The 24,578-nt window shown below is 63.6% G+C and carries 20 protein-coding genes; 17 read left to right on the top strand and 3 right to left on the bottom strand.

Translation table 11 applies throughout. The features are described 5' to 3' along the window. Positions 1-46 precede the first annotated feature (46 nt). From KGJ62_01835 to KGJ62_01755, 17 genes are all read left to right on the top strand, one after another. On the top strand, positions 47-1,468 hold the full coding sequence (locus KGJ62_01835) for a peptidase C45 (GenBank protein MDE2125309.1): 1,422 nt from the start codon (positions 47-49) through the stop codon (positions 1,466-1,468). A gap of 13 nt (positions 1,469-1,481) precedes the next feature. Then, entirely contained in the window at positions 1,482-2,687 is a 1,206-nt protein-coding gene (locus KGJ62_01830) for a GNAT family N-acetyltransferase (protein MDE2125308.1), read from the top strand. Beyond that, the gene (locus KGJ62_01825) at positions 2,684-3,436 is read left to right on the top strand and encodes a M48 family metalloprotease (GenBank protein ID MDE2125307.1); all 753 of its coding nucleotides are present in this window, start codon (positions 2,684-2,686) and stop codon (positions 3,434-3,436) included. The genes KGJ62_01830 and KGJ62_01825 overlap by 4 nt, the downstream gene beginning before the upstream one ends. A 458-nt stretch (positions 3,437-3,894) precedes the next feature. Beyond that, a complete protein-coding gene (locus KGJ62_01820) occupies positions 3,895-5,679 on the top strand; it encodes an acyl-CoA dehydrogenase family protein (protein ID MDE2125306.1) in 1,785 nt (594 codons plus the stop codon). Positions 5,680-5,695: 16 nt separating this feature from the next. Next, entirely contained in the window at positions 5,696-7,057 is a 1,362-nt protein-coding gene (locus KGJ62_01815; protein MDE2125305.1) for an MmgE/PrpD family protein, read from the top strand. Between the two features lies 1 nt (position 7,058). Further along, the gene (gene prpB, locus KGJ62_01810) at positions 7,059-7,958 is read left to right on the top strand and encodes a methylisocitrate lyase (protein MDE2125304.1); all 900 of its coding nucleotides are present in this window, start codon (positions 7,059-7,061) and stop codon (positions 7,956-7,958) included. Beyond that, the gene (locus KGJ62_01805; protein ID MDE2125303.1) at positions 7,955-9,082 is read left to right on the top strand and encodes a citrate synthase; all 1,128 of its coding nucleotides are present in this window, start codon (positions 7,955-7,957) and stop codon (positions 9,080-9,082) included. Before prpB ends, KGJ62_01805 begins: the two co-directional genes overlap by 4 nt. Positions 9,083-9,219: 137 nt before the next feature. Continuing rightward, positions 9,220-11,481, top strand: a complete 2,262-nt coding sequence (locus tag KGJ62_01800) for a 3-hydroxyacyl-CoA dehydrogenase/enoyl-CoA hydratase family protein (protein MDE2125302.1) — start codon at positions 9,220-9,222, stop codon at positions 11,479-11,481. Between the two features lie 264 nt (positions 11,482-11,745). Further along, positions 11,746-12,735: a hypothetical protein gene (locus tag KGJ62_01795; GenBank protein MDE2125301.1), complete on the top strand. Its 990-nt coding sequence runs from the start codon at positions 11,746-11,748 to the stop codon at positions 12,733-12,735. After that, on the top strand, positions 12,735-13,256 hold the full coding sequence (locus tag KGJ62_01790; GenBank protein ID MDE2125300.1) for a hypothetical protein: 522 nt from the start codon (positions 12,735-12,737) through the stop codon (positions 13,254-13,256). The genes KGJ62_01795 and KGJ62_01790 overlap by 1 nt, the downstream gene beginning before the upstream one ends. A 9-nt stretch (positions 13,257-13,265) precedes the next feature. Then, complete coding sequence (locus KGJ62_01785; protein MDE2125299.1) at positions 13,266-13,823, top strand: hypothetical protein; 558 nt, start codon at positions 13,266-13,268, stop codon at positions 13,821-13,823. Positions 13,824-14,316: 493 nt separating this feature from the next. Further along, entirely contained in the window at positions 14,317-15,495 is a 1,179-nt protein-coding gene (locus KGJ62_01780; protein MDE2125298.1) for a thiolase family protein, read from the top strand. Positions 15,496-15,591: 96 nt separating this feature from the next. Continuing rightward, on the top strand, positions 15,592-15,954 hold the full coding sequence (locus KGJ62_01775) for a hypothetical protein (GenBank protein MDE2125297.1): 363 nt from the start codon (positions 15,592-15,594) through the stop codon (positions 15,952-15,954). 272 nt (positions 15,955-16,226) lie between these two features. Further along, on the top strand, positions 16,227-16,589 hold the full coding sequence (locus tag KGJ62_01770) for a hypothetical protein (GenBank protein ID MDE2125296.1): 363 nt from the start codon (positions 16,227-16,229) through the stop codon (positions 16,587-16,589). Positions 16,590-16,807: 218 nt separating this feature from the next. Beyond that, entirely contained in the window at positions 16,808-17,554 is a 747-nt protein-coding gene (locus KGJ62_01765; GenBank protein MDE2125295.1) for a hypothetical protein, read from the top strand. Positions 17,555-17,717: 163 nt separating this feature from the next. Continuing rightward, a complete protein-coding gene (locus KGJ62_01760; GenBank protein MDE2125294.1) occupies positions 17,718-18,203 on the top strand; it encodes a hypothetical protein in 486 nt (161 codons plus the stop codon). Between the two features lie 302 nt (positions 18,204-18,505). Beyond that, on the top strand, positions 18,506-18,961 hold the full coding sequence (locus tag KGJ62_01755) for a hypothetical protein (GenBank protein ID MDE2125293.1): 456 nt from the start codon (positions 18,506-18,508) through the stop codon (positions 18,959-18,961). Between the two features lie 69 nt (positions 18,962-19,030). On the opposite strand, the gene KGJ62_01750 is transcribed toward KGJ62_01755, so the two are convergent. From KGJ62_01750 to KGJ62_01740, 3 genes are all read right to left on the bottom strand, one after another. Beyond that, complete coding sequence (locus KGJ62_01750; protein ID MDE2125292.1) at positions 19,031-20,062, bottom strand: alcohol dehydrogenase catalytic domain-containing protein; 1,032 nt, start codon at positions 20,060-20,062, stop codon at positions 19,031-19,033. Next, positions 20,059-21,279 carry an aminopeptidase P family protein gene (locus KGJ62_01745; GenBank protein MDE2125291.1) on the bottom strand — a complete coding sequence of 407 codons (1,221 nt, stop codon included), beginning with the start codon at positions 21,277-21,279 and terminating at the stop codon, positions 20,059-20,061. The genes KGJ62_01750 and KGJ62_01745 overlap by 4 nt, the downstream gene beginning before the upstream one ends. Before the next feature lie 79 nt (positions 21,280-21,358). Next, positions 21,359-24,574 carry a cobalamin-dependent protein gene (locus tag KGJ62_01740; protein MDE2125290.1) on the bottom strand — a complete coding sequence of 1,072 codons (3,216 nt, stop codon included), beginning with the start codon at positions 24,572-24,574 and terminating at the stop codon, positions 21,359-21,361. Positions 24,575-24,578: the final 4 nt, after the last annotated feature.

The following is a 24,578-nucleotide window of genomic DNA, read 5'->3' as shown; positions in this document are numbered from 1 at the left end:
AACTCGGAATCCGGCGTCCCCACAGGTAGAAAGCACTTAACAAGTTATGAAGAGAGCCCCATGGTTGGTCACCGGCCTGATCGCGGCCGCCGCATTGGCCGGGCTGGCTATGGCGCACCGGCTGCCGCCGCGCGCCGCAGCGCAACCGGCGCCAAACCCCATGGCGGGCGCCTGGCGAGCGGAAAGCAACGGCTGGATAGTGGCGCGAATTACCGGCGATGGCGCCGCCCGTGGCTATCAGTACGGGTATCTGCTGGCGCCGGAGATTGATGACGCCATCAGAACGATGCAGTGGGAGGCAGGGCGTAACCCCGCCACCAACTGGGCCTACTACCGCAAAACGGCTCGGGCCATCTTCTGGCCGAAGCTCGACCCGGAGTACCAGCAGGAGATCGAGGGAATCGCTAAAGGCGTGGAAGCGCGAGGATACGCCGAAGATGCTACCGATGTTCTGGCGGAAAACAGCGATATCGAGATTTCCGATTACTACATCCCCTGGCTCAACAGCAGGCAGACCGGCCTGGTCGGCAGCGGCGCGCCAATGGCCTGCAGCGCATTTGTTGCCACGGGCAGCTGGACCGCAGACCACAAGATTGTGATGGGGCAGAACTTCTGGTGGAGCTATCTGGAAGGCGAGCGGTTCAAGCTGCTCCTTAATGTGGCGCCCTCCCAGGGCAACGAGTTCCTGATGGACACCCTGCCGGGCCTCATCGACAGCGCTACCGACTGGGCGATCAACAAAGCGGGCATTATGGTGACGGAAACCACGATCGGCGGGTTCAAGGACTTCGATCCGAACGGCGTGCCGGAGTTTATGCGGATGCGCAAGGCGGTTCAGTACGCAGATTCGCTGGCCGGGTTTGTGAAGATTATCAGCGCCGGTAACAACGGTGGATATGCCAACACGTGGCTGTTGGGCGATCTCAAAACCAACGAGATCGGCAAGCTGCAGCTCGGCCTCACGGCCACCGAGTTCGACCACACTGCCGACGGCGCGTACTACTCCGCCAACTACGCTGAAAACCCCAAAATCATCGCGCAGGAGTGCTATCCCGGCGCCGCCGATAACCCCAGCTGCACGCACCGCGCCGCCCGCTGGCAGCAGGTATTGAATGCCAACAAGGGGCATATCAACGCGCAGCTGGCCCGCAGCTTCCTGGAAGACACTACGGACGGCATAACCGGCGCCAGGGGCGCAACGGGTAACACGCTTTGCGGTAAAGGTGGCTTCTCAGGCGCGTGCAACGCCAAGGTGACCACTTCCACGCTGGCCGCAAAGATGCAAACATGGGCGCGAATGAATATCCCGGATGGCGAGACCTTCAGCACGGCGTCGCTGGCGCAGAGGAACCCGCAGTTTGCAGAGGGACTGGGTAAATACCTCAAGGACATGAAGCCCGAACCATGGACCCTGTTCACCGCCGGCGTCAAACCCGAGCCGCCGGCGCCGCCGATCTCGGCGCCATGATGGCTGCATCCTGATGGCGGCAGCACGACCGGGCGGTCCGGCGCTTCGCGTCGAGGCGCACACCGAGCGCGACTCGCTGGAAGCGCTGCGCCCGGCGTGGCAGGCTCTGCAGCAGTCGGCGTCGGACGCCACGCCCTACCAGACCTGGGAGTGGGTAGAAGCATGGTGGCAGGTCTACCACGCGCGTAAGCGCTTTCTGCTGCTGGCGCTCTATAGCGGGTCCGAGCTCGTCGCGCTGGCCCCAATGTACGTCAGCCGCCACCTTCGCACGCCGCTGCGCCGCCTCGCATGGGCCGGCACCGGCCGGAGCGACTATCTCGGCCCGCTGATCGCACCGGGGTACCACGGCGAAGTTGTCTCCGCGCTCCTCGGATACATGCGGAACGAGCTTTCCGGGTGGGACTATGCCGATCTGCAGCAACTTCCGCCTCACAGTCCGATGCTGGCCGGCGCGGTTGGCGCCGGCGAGCCTCTGCCGGATCGGCACGTCAGTATGATGGAGCCGTGCCCCTACCTGAGCCTGCCGGCCAGCCACGACGACTTTCTGGCCTCGCTGGGCAAATCGATGCGATCCAACCTCCGGTACTATGCGCGCCTTGCCGCCCGTGAGACCGCCGAGCCGGGGTACCGCCTCGCCAATGCAGAGTCGCTGCATGCCGACCTGGATGCGCTCTTTACGCTGCACGGTCAGCGATGGAACGCCAGGCTAATGCCCGGAGTGCTCTCCAACTGCCGCGTACAGCTCTTTCACCGGGAGGTAGCCGCCCGCTTCCTGGAGCGCGGGTGGCTGCGTCTGCACATCCTCAGCATGGATGAAAAGGCGCAGGCCGCGCTCTACTGTTTTTCGTTTCAGAAACGGCTCTACTACTACCTTGGCGGCTTCGCGCCGGAGATGGCCCGGTACAGCCTGGGGACGCTGCTCACCGGCGAGGCGATCCGGTGCGCAATCGATGAAGGCTGCTGCGAGTTCGACTTCCTGCGCGGCGGTGAGCCTTACAAGGCGCGCTGGAAACCCGAGGTGCGCATCAACCACCGCCTGATTCTGCTGCGCGAATATGGCGGTTCGGAGGCGTGGAAGCAGGTCGCCGGCAGGGCCGGCCTGCTGGTGAACCAGTGTGAGCGGGTAGTGGAGCGAACAGCGAAACGCATGGCCGCAAACGCCGGCCGCTCGAGGGCGAAGACAACGACGCGACGGGGCGAAGAGGCGGCGACACGATGAAGCCCGTTAAGCGCAGTCGCTCCGCAGCGCGGATTATGGCAGCTGTCGCGCTGCTCCTGGCGCTGATCGGTTCCGCGGGCTGCCGCACCAAAAGCTTTCTCTCCACGAAGCAGGAGATCGCTCTTGGCAAGGACGCCGCCAGCCAGGTGGAGCAGCAGTTCCGCGTCGATTCCACCTCGCCGGACGCCGAGCGTGTGCGCCGGATCGGCCGCTCGCTTCTCCCGCATATCGACCGGCGCGATGTTCCATACTCCTTCAAGGTGCTGGATACGCGCGAGATCAACGCATTCTCGCTTCCCGGTGGTCCGGTCTACGTGGACCAGGGTCTGCTCGATTTTATCGGCAATGACGATGACGCGCTCGCGTGCGTGATCGGGCACGAGCTAGGGCACATCAATGCCCGCCACGTGGCCAGAATGATCTCGTCGCAGATGGCCACCAACGTGCTTATTGCGTTGGCCATACCCAACCCGACTGCACAAAACCTTGCCGGCCTGGCGGACGACATCTTCAACCTGAAATACAGCCGTGACGATGAATACGAGGCAGACCGACGCGGTCTGAGCTACGCCTACCACGCCGGCTACAACCCGGAGGGGATGATCCGGTTCTTCCACAAGATGATGCTCCTGGAGAAACGGACCGGCGCGGGCCCACCGGAATGGATGCAGACGCATCCACTCACCAAGGAGCGCATCGCCAAAGCGGAAGCCATTATCGCGCATAAGGACTATCGGTACGGCCAGTAGGCAGCGGCCTCATGCCGAACGGCGCCGTGGTTTGCGGCTCCCCTCGAAATAGGCGACGGTTGCGGGTTGAGCCGGTTCGGAACCCCGGCCATCACCGGGCAGATCCCGCCGAAGTGCGGCCGCTAAGCCGCACGGACGCGCCGTCCTGCTCGACGCTTCCGGTCATCGATCCCCAGCCGTCGCTGCTGGTGTGCCATCCCCTTTCCGGCAGCCACGGTCATGGTGAAATCAGACCCGCTCATGGCGCCTTCCATCCGCGCGGTCCGCCGTGCCTGGCACTCCCTGCGCTCCGGCCTGCGAGCCGGACCTGGACGGGCGAGACGCTTTCGCGCACCCTCCCTCGCGCGGTATACTCATACGTGGCGCCACGGCGCGCCGCCGTTACGCAAACCTCCGCTTGCGCCTGCGCGATGCTGCGCGATTTGACTGGCCGGGGCGGCGGCCTAAAGGGAGACCACATGGCAGAGTCGCCTGTGCCTGCCGGCGGTGCATTTCTGATTGATGCCGCCGGCCCAAACAGCATCCTGATACCCGAACAACTTAGCGCCGAAACGCGACAGATGGCGCGCACCATGGCCGATTACGTCCGTCGCGAAGTGATGCCGCGCCTCGACGAGATCGAGCACCAGCAAGAGGGCCTCATGCGCAGGCTGGTTCAGGGTGCGGGCGACCTGGGCCTGCTGGCCATTGGCGTTCCGGAGTGCTACGGCGGCCTCGGCCTCAACAAGTCGGCAGTCACGCTCATCACCGAAAAGGCCGCGCCGAACGCCTCTTTCGCCATCTCGGTTGGCGCCCACATCGGCATCGGCACGCTTCCCCTCCTCTTCTTCGGTACTCCTGCGCAGAAGCAGAAGTACCTTCCTACCATGGCCTCTGGCGAACGACTGAGCGCCTTTGCGCTCAGTGAGGCGAACTCCGGTTCCGACGCGCTGGCCGCCAAAACGACCGCCACGCTGGATGAACCGCGCGGGTGCTACCTGCTGAACGGCACCAAGATGTGGACCACCAACGCCGGCTTCGCCGACTTGCTCACGGTGTTCGCCAAGGTAGATGGTGAGAAGATGACGGCGTTTCTGGTCGAAACCTCCGCGCCGGGCGTCTCGCTCGGGCGCGAGGAGCTAAAGCTGGGTCTGAAGGGGTCCTCCACCCGGCGTGTGGTTCTTGAGAATGCCGAGGTCCCGGTAGAAAACGTGCTCGGCGAAATCGGCAAAGGCCACCGGGCCGCGCTCTACCCACTCAACCTGGGACGGTATGCAATAGGCGCCGGCGCGCTTGGAGCCTCCAAGGAGGCGCTGGCCGCCGCTGCGAAATATGCGCTTCAGCGCTCCCAGTTCGGTCAGGCAATCGCCAACTTCGGCCTCATCCAGGCCAAGCTGGGCGAAATGGCGACCCGCATCTTCGCAGCGGAAAGCATGGTCTACCGCGTGGCCGGTTACTGGGACGACATCTTTGGCCGGATCGATCACGCCTCGCCCGCGGCGCTCGAGGGCTACCGAGCCGCGGCCGAAGAGTACAGCATCGAGTGCGCAATCATCAAGTTCTATGGCTCCGAGATGCTGGACTACGTGGTGGATGAGGCGCTGCAGATTCACGGCGGCTACGGTTATACCGAAGAGTTTCCGATGGCGCGAGCTTACCGCGACGCGCGCATCAACCGCATCTTTGAGGGCACCAACGAGATCAATCGCCTCACCGTGCTGGATCAGGCCCTGCGGCGGGCAAAGGCCGGCCGGCTGGACCTGGAATCGGCAGCGCATCGGCTTCGCGATACGGTGTTGGCGCCGCCGGAAACGCTGGAATCAACGGATCCGCTCGGCGCCGCGCGGGCCCTGGTTGGCGAGATGCGCAATGTGCTGCTGTATGTCGCCGGGCAGGCATGGGAGGCGCTGGGCGAAGGGCTGGCCGAGCAGCAGGAAGTTGCCGCGGCGATCGCCGACATGGCCGCCGACCTCCTTGCCCTGGAAAGCTCGGCGATTCGGGTTTCCATGCTGCAGGAATCGGCGCCTGGTGACCGCGCAGAGTGTGCCCTCGCGGCGCTGCAAACACTGGCATCGGACGCGGCCGACCGCGCGGCGCACCTTGCGCGCACCGTGCTCGTCGCATGCGCGCAGGGCGATGCGTTGGCCACACACTACGCGGTGGTGCGCCGGCTGCTGCGACCGTCCACGGCAAACACCGTGGCGCTCCGCCGAAAGGTGGCGGCGTTGGTGCTGCAAAGTGAGGGGTTTCCATGGGGAGCATAGAGGGATCCGCCAACAGATGACACTGCTTGCCGAACGGCTGAGCGCTTTTGCCAGTCGCCTCCGTTATGAGGATATTCCGCTTGCCACGCGCCATGAGGCGCGCCGTCGCCTGCTCGATTCTCTCGGCTGCGCGATGGGCGCGTGGGATGCTGCGCCGGCGCAAATCGCCCGCAAATTGGCGCTCACCGTTAGTTCCACGCAGCCGGCAGCCGTTATCGGCACCACCCATGGCTCGTCTCCCGAGGATGCGGCTTTCGCAAACGGCGTTATGTTCCGATATCTGGATTACAACGACACCTACCTCTCAAAAGAGCCGGCGCATCCCAGCGACAACATCGCCGCAGCGCTTGCTGCGGCCGAAATCGCCCGGGCATCCGGCGAGGATCTTATAACCGCCATTGTGCTGGCGTACGAGGTTCAGTGCCGCCTTTGCGACGCCTGCAGCATCCGCGTGCGCGGGTGGGATCACGTCACGTACGGTTCGTTCAGCGCCACGCTCGCAGCCTGCAAGCTCCTGGGCCTTACCGCCGAGCAGATGACACATGCGCAGGGGCTGGCGGGTGTGCCCAACAATGCCATGCGCCAAACGCGGGTCGGAATGCTCTCGCACTGGAAGGGATGCGCCTTTGCCAATGCCAGCCGTAACGCGCTGTTTGCCGCTCGCCTGGCAGCGTTGGGAATGACGGGACCATCCGAAGTATTTGAAGGCGAAATGGGCTTTTTTCACCAGGTATCGGGCCCCTTCGAGATCGCGGAACCGGCAGGCGACGGGTTCATGATAGATAGAACCTATATCAAGCTCTTCCCGGCCGAATACCATTCGCAGAGCGCCATCGATGCCGCCCTCAAGCTCCGGACTCAAATTGCCGATGTTGCCGATATCGAATCGATCACCATCGAGTCGTTCCGCGCTGCGGTCGAGATAATTGGCGGCGAGCCGGAAAAGTGGCGGCCCACCACCCGCGAAACGGCCGATCACAGCCTCCCGTGGTGCACGGCTGCCGCGCTGATGGATGGCGCGGTTACGCAAGCGTCATTCGACGACGCGCACCTGCATAACGAACTGCTGCTGGCGCTCGTACAAAAGATTGATGTGCGGGTCAGCGAAGACCTGGATGCGCGCTATCCGGAAGGCATTCCCAACCGGCTGATTATCCGCCTGCGCGGCGGCACGGTTCTAACGCACGAGGTCACGTTCCCGAAGGGGCATGCGGGCAACAAGATGAGCGACGCGGAAGTGGAGGCCAAATTCCGCACGATGGCCGAACCCCGGCTCGGCACCGACCGGGCTGCCGAGGTGATCGACCGCTGTCTCAATCTGGATGCCGAGTCGCGCGTTCCGGATTTGATGAGCCGGATGAGAGTGGAAGCGGCCTGACATGCTCTCTCCCGGTACCGGCAGCGCAGGGCAAACGCCGGGGGAATCGCTGCGTTCGCTGCTGCAGCATGGCGGCCTGTTGCTGCCGGGGGTGTTCAATGCCATTACGGCGCGTGCCGCCGAGCGGGCCGGTTACAGTGCGCTGTACCTCTCAGGCGCGGGCGTTACCAACAGCCTTACCGCCTTCCCCGATATTGCGCTGATTACGCTCTCCGAAATGGCGGCGCAGGCCAGGTACGTTTGCCGTGCCGCCTCCTGCCCCGTGCTGGCAGACGCCGATACGGGCTACGGCGATGCGTTGAACGTGGCTCGCGCCGTTGAAGAACTGGAGCATGCCGGGCTCGCCGGCATCCACCTGGAAGACCAGGTTGCCCCGAAGCGCTGCGGGCACCTGGATGGCAAGCAGGTGATTGAGCCGGTCGAGATGGCAAGAAAGATCCGGGCGGCGGTAAAGGCCCGCGCCAACCCCGCGTTTGTTATCGTGGCCCGCACCGACACCCGGTCGGTAAACGGCCTTCAGGATGCCATTGATCGCGGACGCCGCTGCCAGGATGCCGGCGCCGACGCGCTTTTCCCCGAATCGCTTCAAAGCGAGGAGGAGTTCGCCGCCTTCGCGGAGGCCGTGCACGTGCCGGTAATCGCGAACATGACGGAATTCGGTAAAACGCCCCTCATCCCAGCCGCTCGGTTCTTTCAGCTGGGCTGCAGCGCGGTGCTGTTTCCCATGACGGCCTTCCGCGTCATGATGAAGGCAGCCACCGCGCTCTATACCGACCTCAAGGCCACCGGCACGCAGGCCGCTTGGATCGGGAGCATGCAGACGCGCGCCGAGCTGTATGAGATGATAGGCTATGCCGATTTCGAATCGTTTGATCGGGAGATCGCAGAGGAGATACCATGACGACAGCAGATTTTAAGCCCGGCCTTGAAGGCGTTGTGGCCGGCATCAGCGCGATATCGGAGGTGGATGCAGAACGCAACCAGCTGATCTATCGCGGATACGATATTCATCAGCTGGTGAGCTTGTGCAGCTTCGAGGAAGTGGCGTTCCTGATGCTGCATGGAAGCCTGCCGCGGCCGGACGAGCTTGCGGAGTTTGATCGGGCCGTGCGGCGGCAGCGCGACGTTCCGGAGCACATCTTTGAGTTCTTCCGCCACGTACCGGCTGATGCGCATCCCATGGATACGCTGAAGGCTGCGGTGGCCATCCTGGCGCTCACCGATCCGGATCGGCACGATGACAGCCACGCGGCAAATGTGCGCAAGGCTACCCGGCTCTTCGCGCAAATCCCCAACGTGGTGGTGAACGGTTACCGCGTTCCTCAGGGGCAGGCGCCAATCGCTCCGCGGTCCGATCTGAACCACAACCAGAACTTCTTCTACATGCTCACGGGCCATGCTCCCTCCGGCGAGTTCGAAAAGGTGTTCAATGCAACGCAAATCCTGTACGCCGAGCATGGATTCAACGCCTCCACGTTCGCCGCGCGCGTCACCGTGGCCACGCTCTCGGATCTCTACTCCGGCGTGGTCTCTGCAATCGGCACGCTGAAGGGCTCGCTGCACGGAGGCGCCAACGAGGCCGCGATGGAGATGCTGCTCGAAATCGGCGATCCTTCCAACGCGGCGGCATGGGTCCAGGATGCGCTGACGAACAAGAAGAAGATCATGGGATTCGGCCACCGCGAGTACAAGCACGGCGACGAGCGCGCCAAAATCGTGAAGCAGTATGTGGTCGATCTCGGCAAATCGCTCGGCGACACCAGGCTAAGCGAGGTTTCGCAGATCGTGGAAGACGAAATGCTGCGCGCAAAGGGGCTGTTCCCCAACGTCGACTTCCCCGTGGCGAGCCTCTACTACCTGATGGGCATCCCGGTGCCGCTCTACACGCCGATCTTCGTTATGAGCCGCGTCACCGGCTGGAGCGCGCACATCATCGAGCAGCTGGATAACAATCGGCTCTACCGGCCGAAGAGCGAGTACAACGGCCCGCGCGGCCTGACCGTTCAGCCGATTGCCGATCGGTAACTCAAGGTCCGCTGAAATGGCGGGAGTTGCGGCGCCGTCCCGGTCCGCGGCGATAACGGCAGCATCCTGCTGTCGCGCCGCGGATCTTCACGGTGGGGCGCCGGGTTTATCACGAGCGGCGGTCGACTGAGGAAGCTATGTTAAACGCACTGAAACGTACGGGGCGCGCTGTGGTGGTTGGCGCGGGCACCATGGGCGGCGGCATCGCTGCGCACCTGGCCAACGCCGGCTGGAGCGTCACGCTGCTGGACGTGTCGGCAGAGCAGGCCGCTGTCGGCCTCGAACGGGTCAAGAGTGCCCGACCGCCGCTGCTGTTCCTGCCCGAATTGATCGGGCAGATTGAGGCCGGCAGCCTTGACGACGCGGAGGGCGCGCTCGCGGCGGCCGATTGGGTGGTGGAGGCCGTGGCCGAGCGGCTGGAAGTGAAGCGCGCGGTGCTGCAGAGGCTGGAGGCGCAAACCGGCGACGATACGGTGGTCACCACCAACACCAGCGGCCTCAGTCTGGCTGAAATGTGTCGCGACCGCTCTCCCGCGTTCCGTCAGCGCTTTCTCGGCGCCCACTTCTTCAACCCGCCACGTTACCTGAAACTGCTGGAGCTCATCGCGCTGCCCGAGACATCGCCCGATCTGGTGGCCGGCTTTGCCGCATTTGCCGAAACCGTATTAGGCCGGCGTATCGCGGTTGCGCGGGATACCCCCGGCTTCATCAGCAATCGGGTGGGAATGTGGACGCTGATCGACTCGCTGCACACAGCCGTGGAGATGGGCCTTTCCCCCGAAGAGGTGGATGCCGTCACCGGGCCGTTCATCGGCCGACCGCGGAGCGCCACCTTCCGCCTGGCCGACATCATCGGTTTCGATATCATTGCCGACGTCGCCGCGCATCAGTACGAACGGCTGGTGGACGACCCATACCGCGACCGCCTGCAGCTGCCGTCGGTGGTAACGCGCCTCATGGCCGACGGTCGCCTGGGAGAGAAGACGGGAGCAGGGTTCTTCAAGCGCGATGGCCGCGAGATCCTGGCGCTCGATTTCGACACGCTCCAGTACGTACCGCGACGCGAACTGCATCTGACGGGCATGGCTGAGCTGGAGCGTCTCCCGCTGCGAGAGAGACTCGTTGCCGTTCGGTCCCTCGACCAACCCTGGGCTCGATATCTGGATGCAATTCTCGGTGGCGTGAGCACCTACGTTCGCAAAATCGGTACCGGCATCGCCGGCGATTGCCTCACCATCGATCACGTGATGCAGTGGGGCTTTAACTGGGAGATGGGTCCGTTCGAAATCAGCGATGTGATGGCCTACAGTCCACCGGATCACTACCACATTCGCAAGGAAGGCTCGCAGATTCTCTACCGCGTGTTTGGCCAGGAAGACCTGGTGCAGGAGCCACACCGGCCGGAGTACGCTGCGCTGAATGAGGCGGCACAGCAAGCCGTGCTGCGCCAATGGCCTACGGCAACACTGGTGGATGTGGGCGACGGCGCCGCCTGCCTGGAACTACGCTCCAAAATGAACACGCTGGACGAGGCCTCCACCGGCATCATCCACGAAACGCTGGAGATTACGTCCGGACGGTTCGAAGGGCTGCTGATTGCCGGCGCCGGGCCGCACTTCAGCGCAGGCTTCAATCTCAAGGTCTTCCTGCAGGAGATCGAGGCGGGAAACTGGCCGCGCATCCAGACGCTTCTCGCCGACCTTCAGGCGGCCTTCCAGTGCCTGAAGTACGCGCCACTTCCTGTGGTGGCGATGCCGCACGGCTATACGCTGGGAGGCGCTACCGAGCTGGTGCTCCATTGCGCTGCCTCGCAGGCCTCCGCGGAACTTATGATTGGCCTGCCCGAGACCAATGTTGGCCTGATTCCAGCCGGCGGCGGCGTTACGCAGATGCTGCTGCGCGCCATGGGCGGCGCCGCTCCCGGGCTGGACCCGTTTGACCGTGTGGAGTGGGCGTTCCAGCGCATATTCGGCTTCGGCATGTCTGCCAATGCTCCGCAAGCCATCCAGTCCGGATTCCTCAAACCCGACGACGGCGTATCGCTCTGCGCCGACCGGCAGTTGTTCGACGCCAAATGCCGCGTGCTGGCGCTGGCTCGTGAGGGGTGGCGCCCTCCACACAAGGCGCGCGTCCGTGTTCTGGGCGAGGATGCCATCGCCCGGCTAGGCATGACCCTGCACTGGCGCCACAGGTCCGGCGAGCTCACCGATCACGATCTCCTCATCGCGCAGCAGGTTGCATTCGTCCTCGCCGGGGGCGCGTTGCCGTCCGCGCAGGAAGTGGACGAGGCGTACCTGTTGGCGCTGGAGCGCGAGGCGTTTGTACGGTTGGCGCATGAACCAAAGACGGCAGAGCGCATCCGTCATACACTGGAGACCGGCAAGCCGTTAAGGAACTGAGGGGCGGCTTCGCCGCCTTTCCGGCATTCGTCGCTGTTCGGCCAGACAAAACTCCGCTCTTGCATTCTTCCGGCAATCCTGATGTAATGACTTGGGCCCTGTTTCGGCGTTTGTTTTACACGCCGGTATGCCAAGCCGGCTCGAACAGTTCTGCTTTGCGGCCGCGCGCCGCAGAAAGCGACAGGTAAGTGGTATGCAACAATCACTGGATGCAGGCTCGCACCGAGAGGGGAGCGGGGTAGTGCATCAGTAGCCAGGAAACCGATGTCTCGACGGCTCGCCTCGATCGCCGCCTGCCTCTTGTGGGCTGGCGTTTGTGTTGTTGGCGCGCAATCAGCGCGATGCCGGGGCGATCCCGAAACGGGTCCGAATCCGCAGGTAACCCTGATGTCCGAGAACAACACTCCGAGTTACGGCTTCATGCCCGGTGGTGCGCCGTCGTATTGCGCAACGGTTATCGCCGGGAGTCCGTACGTGACGCAGGTTGGCGTGCTTGTAACATTCACGCTGACCAACCAGCAAGCCCCGGCCCAGCTTGCGCTCAGCACTGGCTCCAGCATAACAAACAGCTGCGGACAGGCGTTCACCGCCGTGACCTGTACCGGCAACGGACAAGCAACACTGGCTGCGACATGGCTGGACGCAAACGGCAAGCCGTGGTCCGCAAGCGGAACGGTCTCCGTGTTCAACGACGCTTGCCTGGACAACAGCGGCGCAGACCCGCCAGGTCCGTATCCGCCGCTGGTCCACGAGGGCTGCAGCCTGCTTTACACCTCCACGTCGGCATATACCGCTGCGATTGATGGTGCGGTTGCCAACTGGAAAGCCAGCGGCTATGTGAAATTCACATACGTGCACGTCCCCCAAACGTTCAACATTTGGTTCGACGATTACTGCGATCACAGTGTCCTGTATTCTGCGTACACCACGTCGCTCGGTGGTGAGCAGCGAAAGGTTACGTTCGATACGTACAACATGGACCGATACCCGACGGATACGGGATGCGACATGCCGTTCCCGCCTGCCAGCGCCCGGCACGCGCTGGTTACATTCGCCGCGCATGAGGTTGGCCACTGCCTTGGGCTTGGCCACACCAACGTTACGTTGCCGGCGGATGACGGCGCACTGATGTGGCCGAATACGCATAACTGGTTCTACGGCGCCACCGCAGCTCCGACTCCGGACGAGATCACCGAACTGATCAATTTGGGATATACGCCATGCCCGCAGCGGCACAGAAAAGGAGCATCGTGATGAATCACTGCAAGCACGTGGCAGCCTGCTCTCTTCTGCTTTTGGCCGGACCGGCACTGGTCGGCTGCCATTCCGCATCGGCTGCGCAGACGGCGCCGGTTTGGCGCTATGCAGTTGTCTTCCATCTCTCGGCGGGCTTGGCGGATTATGCTGGCGTGGCAGACGTACGGGTGGTTTCTGCGCGCGTTCAAGGCCTGCTGCACAGTGCGCCGGTGGCCACGCACATAAGCCAGGCCACGCTCAGCCAGGCGCAGGACACGACCGAGATTTGGCTGGAAGGCAACGGCCGGAGCGCAAAGGTGCTCTGGAACCCGACGTCGGATGCATATTCGGTGCAGCACGGTCAGCACCTAACGCGCCCGCGCCAGGACGCCGGCACGTTCCGCGCAATAGTGGCTAGCGCAAAGCCGTTTCTACAACCGGCAGGCTTCGGGCAGATGGCGAACGGAGCGACAGCTTCCGTTGCCACGGGCGCTGGCCCCGAGCCGCCCGGAACGCTGGTCGGAATGGTGTGCGAGTAACCGGAGATCGTGCGCGGTAGGGTTGTGGCCGTCTTGCGCGAGCAGCACACACCGCAAAACTCGAATGGCGCGAACGAGGCCGCGATCTACCTGGTGGCCGTCGAACGGTGGCTGCGCGGTGGTACGTCGAGTACGCCCCGCGTGCTGAAAGTGCTGGTCCCCGGTGCCGATTTGCCCTGGGCGGAGTCCAACGCCCGTGGCGTGGGCTTTCGTTTCGACAACGACCCGATGCTCAAGCCCGGCGCCCGGTACATCATGTTCCTGCAGTTGATCGCCAGCCGCGGAGGGTTGCACCAGGCGGGACCGGTGATGGCGGAAGCTGACGGCGTAACCGGCGTAGGTGCCGAAAATGACGAGTTTATGTTTCCGGAGGGCCTCCGTGGAAAAGTTCTGCTGCAGCGCGGTATGGCACTGTCGCTGCCGACATCCGACACGCACCAACCCTGGAAGTTTGACGATGGTGAACAGATCGTCGGCATTCCAGCTAGCGTGTCCGAGGCTGAGATCGCGCAAGCCGTCGCCGAGGTAGCATCTACAACCGAAGGACATCAGGCTGGACGGCATTAAGGGAGGCCGCCACGCCGGAGGACTGCGCTAACGACAGTCTTCCGGCGCTGGTGGGATGGTGCCCGGGCGAGACGGGTAAACCACGCATGTCGCTGTTCGAGTACTCGCGGACGGATTCTACTGCGGTGATCCGCACACGGATGAGGAGGTATTGCCGGCACCGGCCCTCACGCTCAAAACGATGCGGCGTATCGGCCGGCGCCGCGCCGCCGTCCGCGGTGCGCGCGCGATTAACGCAGCCCTGGCGCATGAGCTGCACGCTTTCGGCGCGCCGGCGTGACAGCCTCCAACGACGCGGTCTGGCCGGCCGGCCGGTCGAGCCAAAGGTCTAGCCGCGGATGGCGCTTCGCACTTCCGCCGGATGCCGCCCACCACTGCCCACAAGCCGCCGCGGTTGTGTTATACTCGTTATCGAAGCTGACGCCGCCCGCCGGTACTGTTGCACGGCGCGCTGACCAGGCTTCCAGACCTCCTGCGAAAGTGAGGCCGCCGTATGCGTGATGTCGTAATTGTAAGCGCGGCTCGAACGGCGATCGGCCGCGCGCCAAAAGGTGCGTTCCGGTCGACGCGCCCAGATGAACTGGCAGCTGTTGTGGTGAAATCGGTTCTCGATCGCGCGCCAGGCATCGATCCGGTCACCGTTGACGATATCATCCTGGGTTGCGCCATGCCTGAGGCGGAACAGGGCATGAATGTGGCCCGTGTTGCCGCGCTGCGCGCCGGCCTGCCCGACTCGGTGCCGGCTGCAACGATCAACCGGTTCTGCGCCTCCGGTCTGGAAGCCATTGCGACCGGCGCCGCGAAAATCGCAACTGGCCACGCCGACGTGGTGGTCGCGGGCGGCGTCGAAAGCATGAGCCTGGTAACCTTCATGGGGCCGTCCACGCGCCCGAACCCGTGGCTGATCGCGAACCGCCCGGATACCTATCTCAGCATGGGCCTGTCGGTGGAATCGATCTCCGACGAGTTCGACATCTCAAGGGAGAGCGCAGACGCGTTCGCGCTGGAAAGCCATCGGAAGGCGCTGGCCGCGCAGGATGCCGGCCGGTTTGACGCCGAGATTGTTCCCGTTACCACCGAGACGCAGGTGGTCAACGGTGAGCATGCGCAAATCCGGCGCGCGGAGGTGGCCGTGGATGAGGGACCACGACGAGAGACCTCCGCCGAGGCGCTCGCCAAACTTCGTCCGGCATTCCTGAAGGACGGCGTGATAACGGCCGGCAACGCTTCGCAGCGCAGCGATGGAGCGGCAGCGGTCGCCCTGATGACCCCGGAAAACGCCGAGCGCCTCGGCTTGACGCCTTTGGCGCGGTTCGCCGGCTACTCCGTGGCTGCGGTGGCTCCAGAGCGATTCGGCATCGCGCCGGCATTTGCCATGCCGCGGCTGCTGAAGCGGATGGGCCTTACCATTGACCAGTTTGACCTCATCGAATTCAACGAAGCATTTGCCGCACAGGTACTGGCCAGCGATCGCCTGTTCCCACTCCCGCTCGACCGCGTCAACGTGAACGGCGGCGCCTGCGCCCTCGGCCATCCGTTGGGATGCACCGGGGCGCGCCAGGCCGTCTCCATGGTGTTCGAGGCAAAACGGCGTGGGGCGAAGCGCGGACTGATTACGATGTGCGCTGCGCTGGGTATGGGGGCAGCCGGCGTGCTGGAGTTTGCCTACTGAGGCGCGTCTTGATTATGGCCGCGCACAAAGCCTGGACCGGGCGACGTCGTGACAGTGCCGCTCATTTTGGAAATCCATTCCGGATAAGAGGTTATCATGAGCAAAAAGAAAGACGCGAAAAAGGGTGAGCGGGGCAACAAACACAAGCCGGATGTGTCTTGCAAGCGCTCAGGCTCACGCAAGCCGCGAGTCGATTCGCGCAGTAGTGACGATCCGTTCTGGATCTTTGTGGATCCCCTCGTTGGCGACTACGCGATGTGCGGAAACGAAGCGGATGAATCCTGCGTTGCAGTCTTCGCATCGGAGGGGTTGGCCCGCGCCGAGGAGAAGCTGTCGCACTTCCTGAGCCACATGGTGGCGCATGAGGCTTCGTGGTCCGAAATACAGGCGATTGCTGAGGAGCAGTGCGAAGGGCGCTGGCGGATCTTCTGGGCACAGCCGGCTGCTCCGATCTTTTAGTCCGCAGCCAGCCGGACTGGCGGTTGAAAAGCACCTTGCCGCCCGGACGCCACGAGCTCCGGGCGGTCTCTTTTCCGGGTTGGCGATTCGCCGGATCTCCTCGTGAATCGGCGTGAATCCCTTCCGGATTCACGCCAATTTCGCGAGTTATAAAGTGTCGGTAATCGGCGCAAACCGACACCATCCCGGACTCCAGACCTGTCTTGCGAGGAGTTATCACGGGCGAGAAGAAACTCACGAAATTGGGAATCAATTCCGGCCAAGAGGTTATCATGAGTCAAAAGAAAGACGCGAAAAAGAGTGAGCGGGGCAACAAACACAGGCCGAATGTGTCTTGCAAGCGCTCCGGCTCATGCATTCCGCGGGTCGATTGGCGCAGTAGTGACGATCAGTTCTGGATCTTTGCGGATCCCCTCATCGGCGACTACGCCATGTGTGGAGATGAAGACGACGAACCTTTTATGGTCATCTTGACGTCGGAGGCGATGGCTCGTTCCGCCGAGGAACGGATGCCCTACTTGAACCGTATGGTGGCACACGAGGCTTCGTGGTCCGAAATACAGGCGATTGCTGAGGAGCAGTGCGAAGGGCGCTGGCGGATCTTCTGGACACAGCCGGCGGCTCGGATCTATTAGTCCGCCGCCAGCCGGACTGGCGGTTGAAAAGCAGGTTGCCGCCCGGATGCCACGTGCTCCGGGCGGTCTCTTTTGTGGGTTGACGATTCGCCGGATCTCCTCGTGAATCGGCCCGAATCCCTTCCGGATTCACGCCAATTTCGCGAGTTATTTAATGCCGGTAAGCGGCGGAAACCGACACGATCCCAGCCTCCAGGTCTGTCTGTCCAGGAGTTACCATGAGCAAGAAGAAATACGCGAAAAAGGTTGAGCATGGCCGGAAACATAAGCTCGGCGTGCCTTGCGGGTCGTCAGCTTCACACAAGCAGAAAGGCGCTGCGCGCAGTAGTGGCGATTCGTTCTGGGTCATCGTGGATCCGGTGGACCTTGAGTACATCATGTGTCCAAACGGGGACGATGACCCATGTCTCGCCGTCTACGCCTCGGAGGCGTTGGCCCGTGCCGAGAAGAAGCGGTCGCACTTCCTACGCCACATGGTGACCTTTGAGGCTCGCTGGTCCGAAATACAAGCGATCGCCGAGCGGGAGTGCGAGGGGCGCTGTTGGCTCTTCTGGAAACGCCCGGCTTCTCAGATCTACAGGAAACGCCACGCCGAAACCACAGCGGAAGCGAGCACCGAGAAAGAGCCGGACGCGAAATTCCGATACAACCAGATCCGCAGCACCGACACCGCCTGCGTGTTTCACTATCCCGCCTCCGGCTCATACGCCTGCTATGTGCCGACCGGCGAGCCTTCCTACCTTGCAGTCGCACGAAGCCTCGATCTGGCCATCGCCGAACTGGCCGATAATCCCATTCTCAAAGGGGCAGAGGTGATGCAGATGCCCATCACTGAGGTGGCAAGGCTGGCCGAAGAGGATTACGATGGCCGCTATGTGCTCTTGCTGTCCCGGACGTGGTGCGCCGGCGAATCCGAACCTGGCCTGGTGGGAGAATCCGGCGAAAGCGATTCGCCAGACGACTGAGCCGCATGGTGGCGTGCTTGCCGGCAGAGATCGCGCGCCTGCTTCCCAGGTCGGCGAGTAAATGAAGTGAGCCGCAGGACCGAAGCGCTGCCGGTCACCTTGGTAATCCGCTCGGAAGCAGGAGTTACCATGAGCAAGAAAAAAGACGAAGTAGAGAGTAGCCATGAGTGGTTCCGGCCCGTGCTGGACGGTGCGCGCTTCCAACGCTAAACAGCAAGCTGCGGCAAAGGGCGAACGCGCCGGCAAACACAAACCGACGGTCTCTCACCAGCGACCACGCGCCTGCAAGCCGCAGGTCGACTCGCGCACCAGCGACGATCTGTTTTGGGTTTTTGCGGACCCTCTGGTCTGCGACACCAGCATGTGCGGAGACGAAGACGAAGGTGCTTGTAGGGTCGTCCTGACATCGGAGGCTATGGCCCGTGCCGCCGAGCGGAACCTGGACCCTATAAGCGAGATGGTGGCGCATGAGGCCGCGTGGTCCGAGATACAGGCCATAGCCGAGAAGCAGTGCCGGGGGCGCTGGCGCATCTTCTGGGTAGGATCTGCGGAGCCGATCGACGTATCGCCGGTGGCCCAATCGCGGATCAGCGACAGTTTGCCGCCCAGGCGCCATACGCTGTGGGCAGCTTTCCTTCCGGGGCGATAAATGGCCGCAGCTCCTCGTGAATCGGCGCCCACATCTTCCGGATTTACCGCCATTGCGCGAGTAACGCAGTGTGAGTAAGCACTGTTAGCATGCCCAAAGTACCGGCATTGAAGCCTGGACGAAGTCGGCCAGGTACGGGCCGACGCTGGAGAAGCGGTCGTGCCGGACGCGTCGGGGATGTTTATGCCAATCGAGCGAGGTCGCACACGTCAGTGAACCGCCATCCCGGCAGCGGTCCGCGTCGGCGGCGACCAGAGAGCTTGACTGGAAGCACACAGCGGGCAACGAGGAGCCACATGTCAATGAAAAGCAAAAACGGCGCCACCCGGAGTGATCCGGGCCTGCAAGAGGGAGATGAACCGGGCTGCTGGCGGCGCGACGGACGCGCAGCTGCGGCGGAAGCCACCGCCGATGCGGAGCCGAGGGGAGCATACCGATACCAGCAACTTCACAGCAGCGAGACCGCATGTTTGTTTCGCTATCCCGATTCCGGCACGTACGCCGGTTTCGCGTCGAGCGTTCAGGAAGGCTGCCTTGCGGTCTTCTGCACCCGCGAACTGGCGGCAGCCGAATTGGCCGAGAACCCCGAACTGGCTGGAGCGGTGGCGGAGCTGATGACCATCAGCGATGTGGCGAAGGTAGCCGAACAGCATTTCGGCGGCCGGTATGTGCTCTTGCTAAACCGCGGATGGTACCCGGACGAACGCGGAGGCGGTCTGTCTGAAGGAGTCGGCGAAGTCGGTTCGCCTCTCAGTTGAATTCCCGGGCGCGGCGCGCGCCGGGCGAGATCGTGAGGGCTGCTGCTCGAGAATGGCGGCGTGATCGAATCAGGACGCAGAGCTGAGCAGCACCTTCACGAGACGCCCGGGGTCGGTCACCAGCGTGTCAAAGAGCTGCGCGCCATCCGCCAGTGGCGACACGGTGGTCATCCCGGCGGTATCGATACTCCCGGTGGAAAGCAGCTCCAGCGCGCGAACAAAGTCGTCGTCGCGGTAGCAGTAGCTTCCCTGAATCCGGATCTCCTTCGCCACAACCGGCAGAAAGTTCATCTCCGTCTCACCCGCGCCCAGCCCAATCAGCGCCAGGGTGCCGCCGGGCGCCACAAGCCCGGGTGCGCCGGCCCGCATCGCCGATGCGCCGCTCGTCTCTACGACAAACTCCGATCCCCAACCATCCGTCAGGGCCATAACCTGCCCGTTCACACTATCCGAGCGTGCATCCACCGTGAATGCGGCGCCCATCTTGCGGGCGGTCTCCAGACGGTATGGCGCAATGTCGACCGCTACAATCGGATTTGCGCCCGCCAGGCGCGCAAGTTGTATCGCCAGCAGCCCTTGCGGGCCGCATCCAAGCACCACGGTGCAGCGCAGCAGTGGGGGTGCAAACTCTCGGAACAGATGCACCTCCACGGCAAGCGTTTCGCACAACGCCGCGGCGGAATCCGGGAGTGAATCGGGAATCGGGAAGAGCCGGTTTACCGGCGCCGCAAGCAGCGGCGCGAATCCGCCGTGGCGCTCGATGCCGATCAGAGACATGGAAGGGCACAGGTGCGGGCTGCCGCGGCGACACGCGGGACACGTTCCGCATGCGATCACCGGCTGCAGCGCCACCCGGTCACCGATCGCAACTGCATCACCGGCGCCGGGAGTAATATCCCGTACCGTGCCGCAGACCTCGTGGCCCATGATGAGCGGGACGCTGCGATTGCGGCGCGCGCTGTGCCCGAGGTACCCGCTGAGGTCGGAGCCGCAGATTCCGCAACAGCTGACCTCTATCAGCGCTTCGCCCGCTGCCGGCCGGGGCTCCGGCGCCTCCTCAACGGCCAGCTGCCTCTCGCCGCGAAAGACCAGCGCCTTCATGCCGTCCGGTCCGCGGCAAGCAGCGGCAGCTCCGTCTGTCGCTCCGTCAGGTAGTCGCAGCCGTCGCCGGTTACCACCACCATCTCCTCAACTCCCAGGTAACCGCGGCCCTCCACCATCACACCCAGCTCCAGCGTATAGACTTCGCCTTCCTCAACGCTCATGGAGGTTGTCCGTCCGTATCGCTCCCAGGTTGGTCCCAGCACGCCGCCGCCGTCATGCGCCGCACGGCCAACTTGATGCCCCAGCGCATGCATGTACTGCGGGTACCCGGATGCAACCAGTGCGCTGCGCGCGGCCTTGTCTACCTGCCAGCCGAGTGCGCCCGGCGCCAGCGCCTTCCTCCCGGCGTCGATAGCGCCCATCACGGCCGCCCACGCGGTCACCACATCCTCTGGAAGTGCCGCCTCACCGGCCTCCTGCACATACCAACACCGTTGAACGTCCGAGCAGTAGCCATCCACCTGAACGCCAACGTCGATGTGAAGAATGTGCCCAGGCGCGATCTTGATCTGGTGGGATGGACGCCCGTGCCCAACCATGGAGTTGGGGCCGGTGTTCACAATCGGGTTGCCCGATCGGTCCCAGGCGTAACCCAGCCCGGCATCGTCGATTGCGTCCTGAACAGAATCGAATAGCGACTGCTCGCTAACGCCGATGCGCGCCGACCGGGCGAACTGTGCCAGCAAACGGTCGGTTTGCCGGACCGCGTCCCGGATTCGCTCCAGCTCGCCAGGCGTCTTGACCGAGCGAAGCGGCACGATCACCGATTCGGCGCTCTCGATCGCGTTTTCGAACCGCGTGCCCTTCAGGTAGTCGCACAGCACCAGGTACATGCCCCATGTAATGCCATCGGCCTTGCCGTCATCCAGCGAATGGTTCACACCGATTCGCGGCGGCCCGCCGCCCTCTGGAACAAGCCGATTCAGGGCCTCGTTCAGGGGCTCACGAATGCTGCGAACATACGGGATAACCTCGTCCCAATCTCCCGTCGCCTCAAGCGGCTCGGCGTCGTAATTGCCCACAACGGCCACGGCCTTCCCATCTTTAGATACCATCAGCGCGCTTTGCCACGTCAGGGCCCCGGTGAGTATCAGAGGGAGCGCAGGATCGCCACCGCCGCTGGTCTCCCGCACAAAGGTCATCCATATGTCCAACCCCGAGGCGGCAACGAGCCGGCGGGCCTGATCGAGCTTTTCGCGGGTCAAAGCAAGCATAACAGCGCCTCCATCATCTGGATTACGACCGGCGCCAGTCGCTGGTTCACTTTACCCCCGAAGGAGCACGCGCGCCACGCTACATATTGCGCCGGTAGCGCCCGCCGACTTCGTACAGGGCGTGTGTGATCTGGCCCAACGAGCAGGTCCTTACCGCGCTCATCAGCATCTCAAACACGTTACCATCGCCGGCCGCCGCGGCCTTTAGAGCCGCAAGCCGGCTCGGGGCCTCGGCGGCATGCCGCGTGTGGAACTCTTGCAGAGCCGCGATCTGTGCATCTTTCTCCGCGGTCTCAGCCCGCTCAACGGCCACATCCGGCGGATGGTAGTCGCCCTTCTCCTGATCGGGATTGAGGAACATGTTCACGCCGACAATCGGCAGCGCTCCGCTCTGCTTGCGCCGCTCGTACTCGAGCGATTCATCCTGAATGCGGCCGCGCTGGTACTGCGTCTCCATCGCGCCGGTAACGCCGCCGCGCTCATGCAGACGGTCCAGCTCCGCCAGCACCGCCGCTTCCACGGCGTCGGTAAGCTGCTCGATGAAGAACGAGCCCTGCGTGGGGTTCTCATTCTTCAGTACGCCGAACTCCTTGTTCAGGATAAGCTGGATGGCCACGGCCCGCCGCAGCGACTCCTCGGTCGGCGTGGTGATGGCCTCATCGTATGCGTTGGTGTGCAGCGAGTTGCAGTTATCCTCCAGCGCCAGGAGCGCCTGCAGCGTGGTACGAATATCGTTGAACTCAATCTCCTGCGCGTGAAGCGAGCGCCCGGAGGTCTGGATATGGTACTTCAGCTTTTGAGAGCGGGAGTTGGCGCCGTAAACATCGCGAAGCGCAACTGCCCATATCCGGCGGGCAACGCGACCCAGCACGGAGTACTCCGGATCCATGCCGTTGGAGAAGAAGAACGAGAAGCTGGGCGCAAATGCGTCAATGCTCATGCCACGGCTCAGGTAGTACTCCAGGTAGGTGAAGGCGTTTGCAAGCGTGAAGGCGAGCTGCGATACCGGATTGGCGCCCGCCTCCGCCATGTGGAATCCCGATACCGACACCGTATAGTAGTTGCGGACGCCATTGTCGATGCAGAACTGCTGGACGTCGCCCATCATTCGCAGCGCGAAGTCGATGGCGAAGATGCATTCGTTCTGCGCCTGATCCTCTTTCAGAATATCGGCCTGTACGGTGCCGCGCACCGAGGCGAGGGCCTCCGCGCGCACCCGTGCTGCCTCGACTTCATCCGGCGTCCGGCCGAGAGACGCGGCCAGCCGCTCCATCTGCTGATCGATCACGGTGTTGAAGAACATCGCGAGCAGAATCGGCGCGGGGCCGTTGATCGTCATCGAAACCGACGTTTGCGGGTCGCACAGGTCGAAGCCGGCGTACAGCTTCTTCATGTCATCCAGCGTGCAGATGCTCACGCCCGACTCGCCCACGCGCCCATATACATCGGGCGTATCGTCAGGATCCTCGCCGTAGAGCGTCGCGGGGTCGAACGCTGTGGAAAGCCGCCGAGCCGGCTCGCCCGCGCAGAGCAGATGGAAGCGGCGGTTGGTGCGTTCGGGCCCGCCCGAACCGGCGAACTGGCGCTTCGGCTCTTCACTCTCACGCTTGAACGCAAACACGCCGGCGGTGAATGGGAACTGACCCGGCAGATTCTCCTTGAGAAGCCAACCGACGAGCTCGCCGGCATCCTCAAGATGTGGTGTGGCCACTCGGGGTATCGAAATTCCGGAGAGTGTGAGGCTGGACCGGCGTTCGCCGCCGGAATCGGCCTCCCGCACCGCGCGTTCGTGGCTGGGCCATTCATCCAGCAGCCGGCGCGTTTCCGGGGAGACACCTGTTTCGGCGTGGGCTATCGCGCGATCGAGCGCGCGCTCCGCGTCGGAGTCGCCCGCCACCGCGCCTCGGGCATGCTCCAGGCGCTGGAGGGTGCGGACTGCCTGACACTGCGCAGCCACGGTGGAATGGTAGCTGCGCACCGCCTGCGCAATGGTCGCAAGGTAGCCACTTCGCCGCGCGGGAACGAGCGATTGCGGTGTTGAAGCTGGGGCGGCGAACGGCGACGCATCGGGCAGCTGCCAGCGCTCGCCCAGGCGCTCTGTGAGCGCACGAAAGAGTGCTGACACGCCCGCATTTCCGTACCGCGACGCCATCACTCCGTAAACCGGCATGGCCTCCAGCGGCTCCGCGACTGCGCCGCGGTTGCGCTGAACCTGCTTGCGCACATACCGGAGCGCATCCTGCCCGCCGGGACGATCTAGCTTGTTGACAGCTACGAGATCAGCGGAAGCCAGCATCTCGATCTTTTCGAGTTGCGAAGCGGCGCCAAACTCCGGCGTCATAACGTACAGCGTCACGCCGGCAACTGCCGTGATGGCGGCGTCGGCCTGCCCAATGCCGGAGGTCTCCACCAGAATCAGATCGAAGCCGGCAGCCTGCATCACGCGCAATGCGCCTTGTACGGCAGGAGATAGCTCCGTGCCGCCACCGCGCGTAGCCAGCGACCGCATGTAGACGCCCGGCCGAAAAACGTTGTTCATTCGGATGCGGTCGCCCAGTAAAGCCCCGCCCGTGGATCGGCGCGTGGGGTCTATGGAGAGAATCCCGATACGCCGGCCCTCAAAATCGTTCAGGAAGCGCAGCAGCAGCTCGTCAATCAGCGTCGACTTGCCGGCGCCTCCCGTTCCGGTGATGCCAACCACCGGCGCGGGGTTCGCCGCGGCGGGCAGCGAATCCACCCATGCGGCGGCCGCGGGGCAGCTGCCCGAGGCAGCCTGCTCGGCCAGCGTGATTCCGGAGGCCAGCCCCTTCCAACCCCCCTTGTTCAACGCCTCGGGTTCACCGCCCAGGCACGGTGTGGTGGAGAAGTCGCACGCGCGCAGCATGGTGTTCACCATGCCCTGCAGGCCGAGGCGGCGCCCATCCTCCGGCGAGAATATGGTCGCCGTGCCTTCGGAGCCGAGTTCGGCAATCTCGGCGGGCAGAATAACGCCGCCGCCACCGCCAAATAGCTGGATGTGCTCGCCGCCGCGCTCATTCAACAGCCGCCGCAGATAGCGGAACACCTGCATGTGCCCGCCCTGATACGAGCTGACGGCTACGCCCTGTACGTCTTCTTGAATCGCGGTGGTGACTATTTCGTCCACCGAACGATTGTGCCCGAGGTGCACCACCTCGGCGCCGGAAGCCTGAAGCACACGGCGAATGATGTTGATGGCGGCATCATGGCCATCAAAGATGCTGGCGGCCGTTACGAAACGGATTGCGTGTTCGGCGTCATACGGTTCGGTTTGCATAAGG

Source organism: Armatimonadota bacterium, from assembly GCA_028871815.1.
Lineage (GTDB): Bacteria > Armatimonadota > Chthonomonadetes > Chthonomonadales > Chthonomonadaceae > REEB205.
This window is presented reverse-complemented; position numbering and strand designations above follow the sequence as displayed.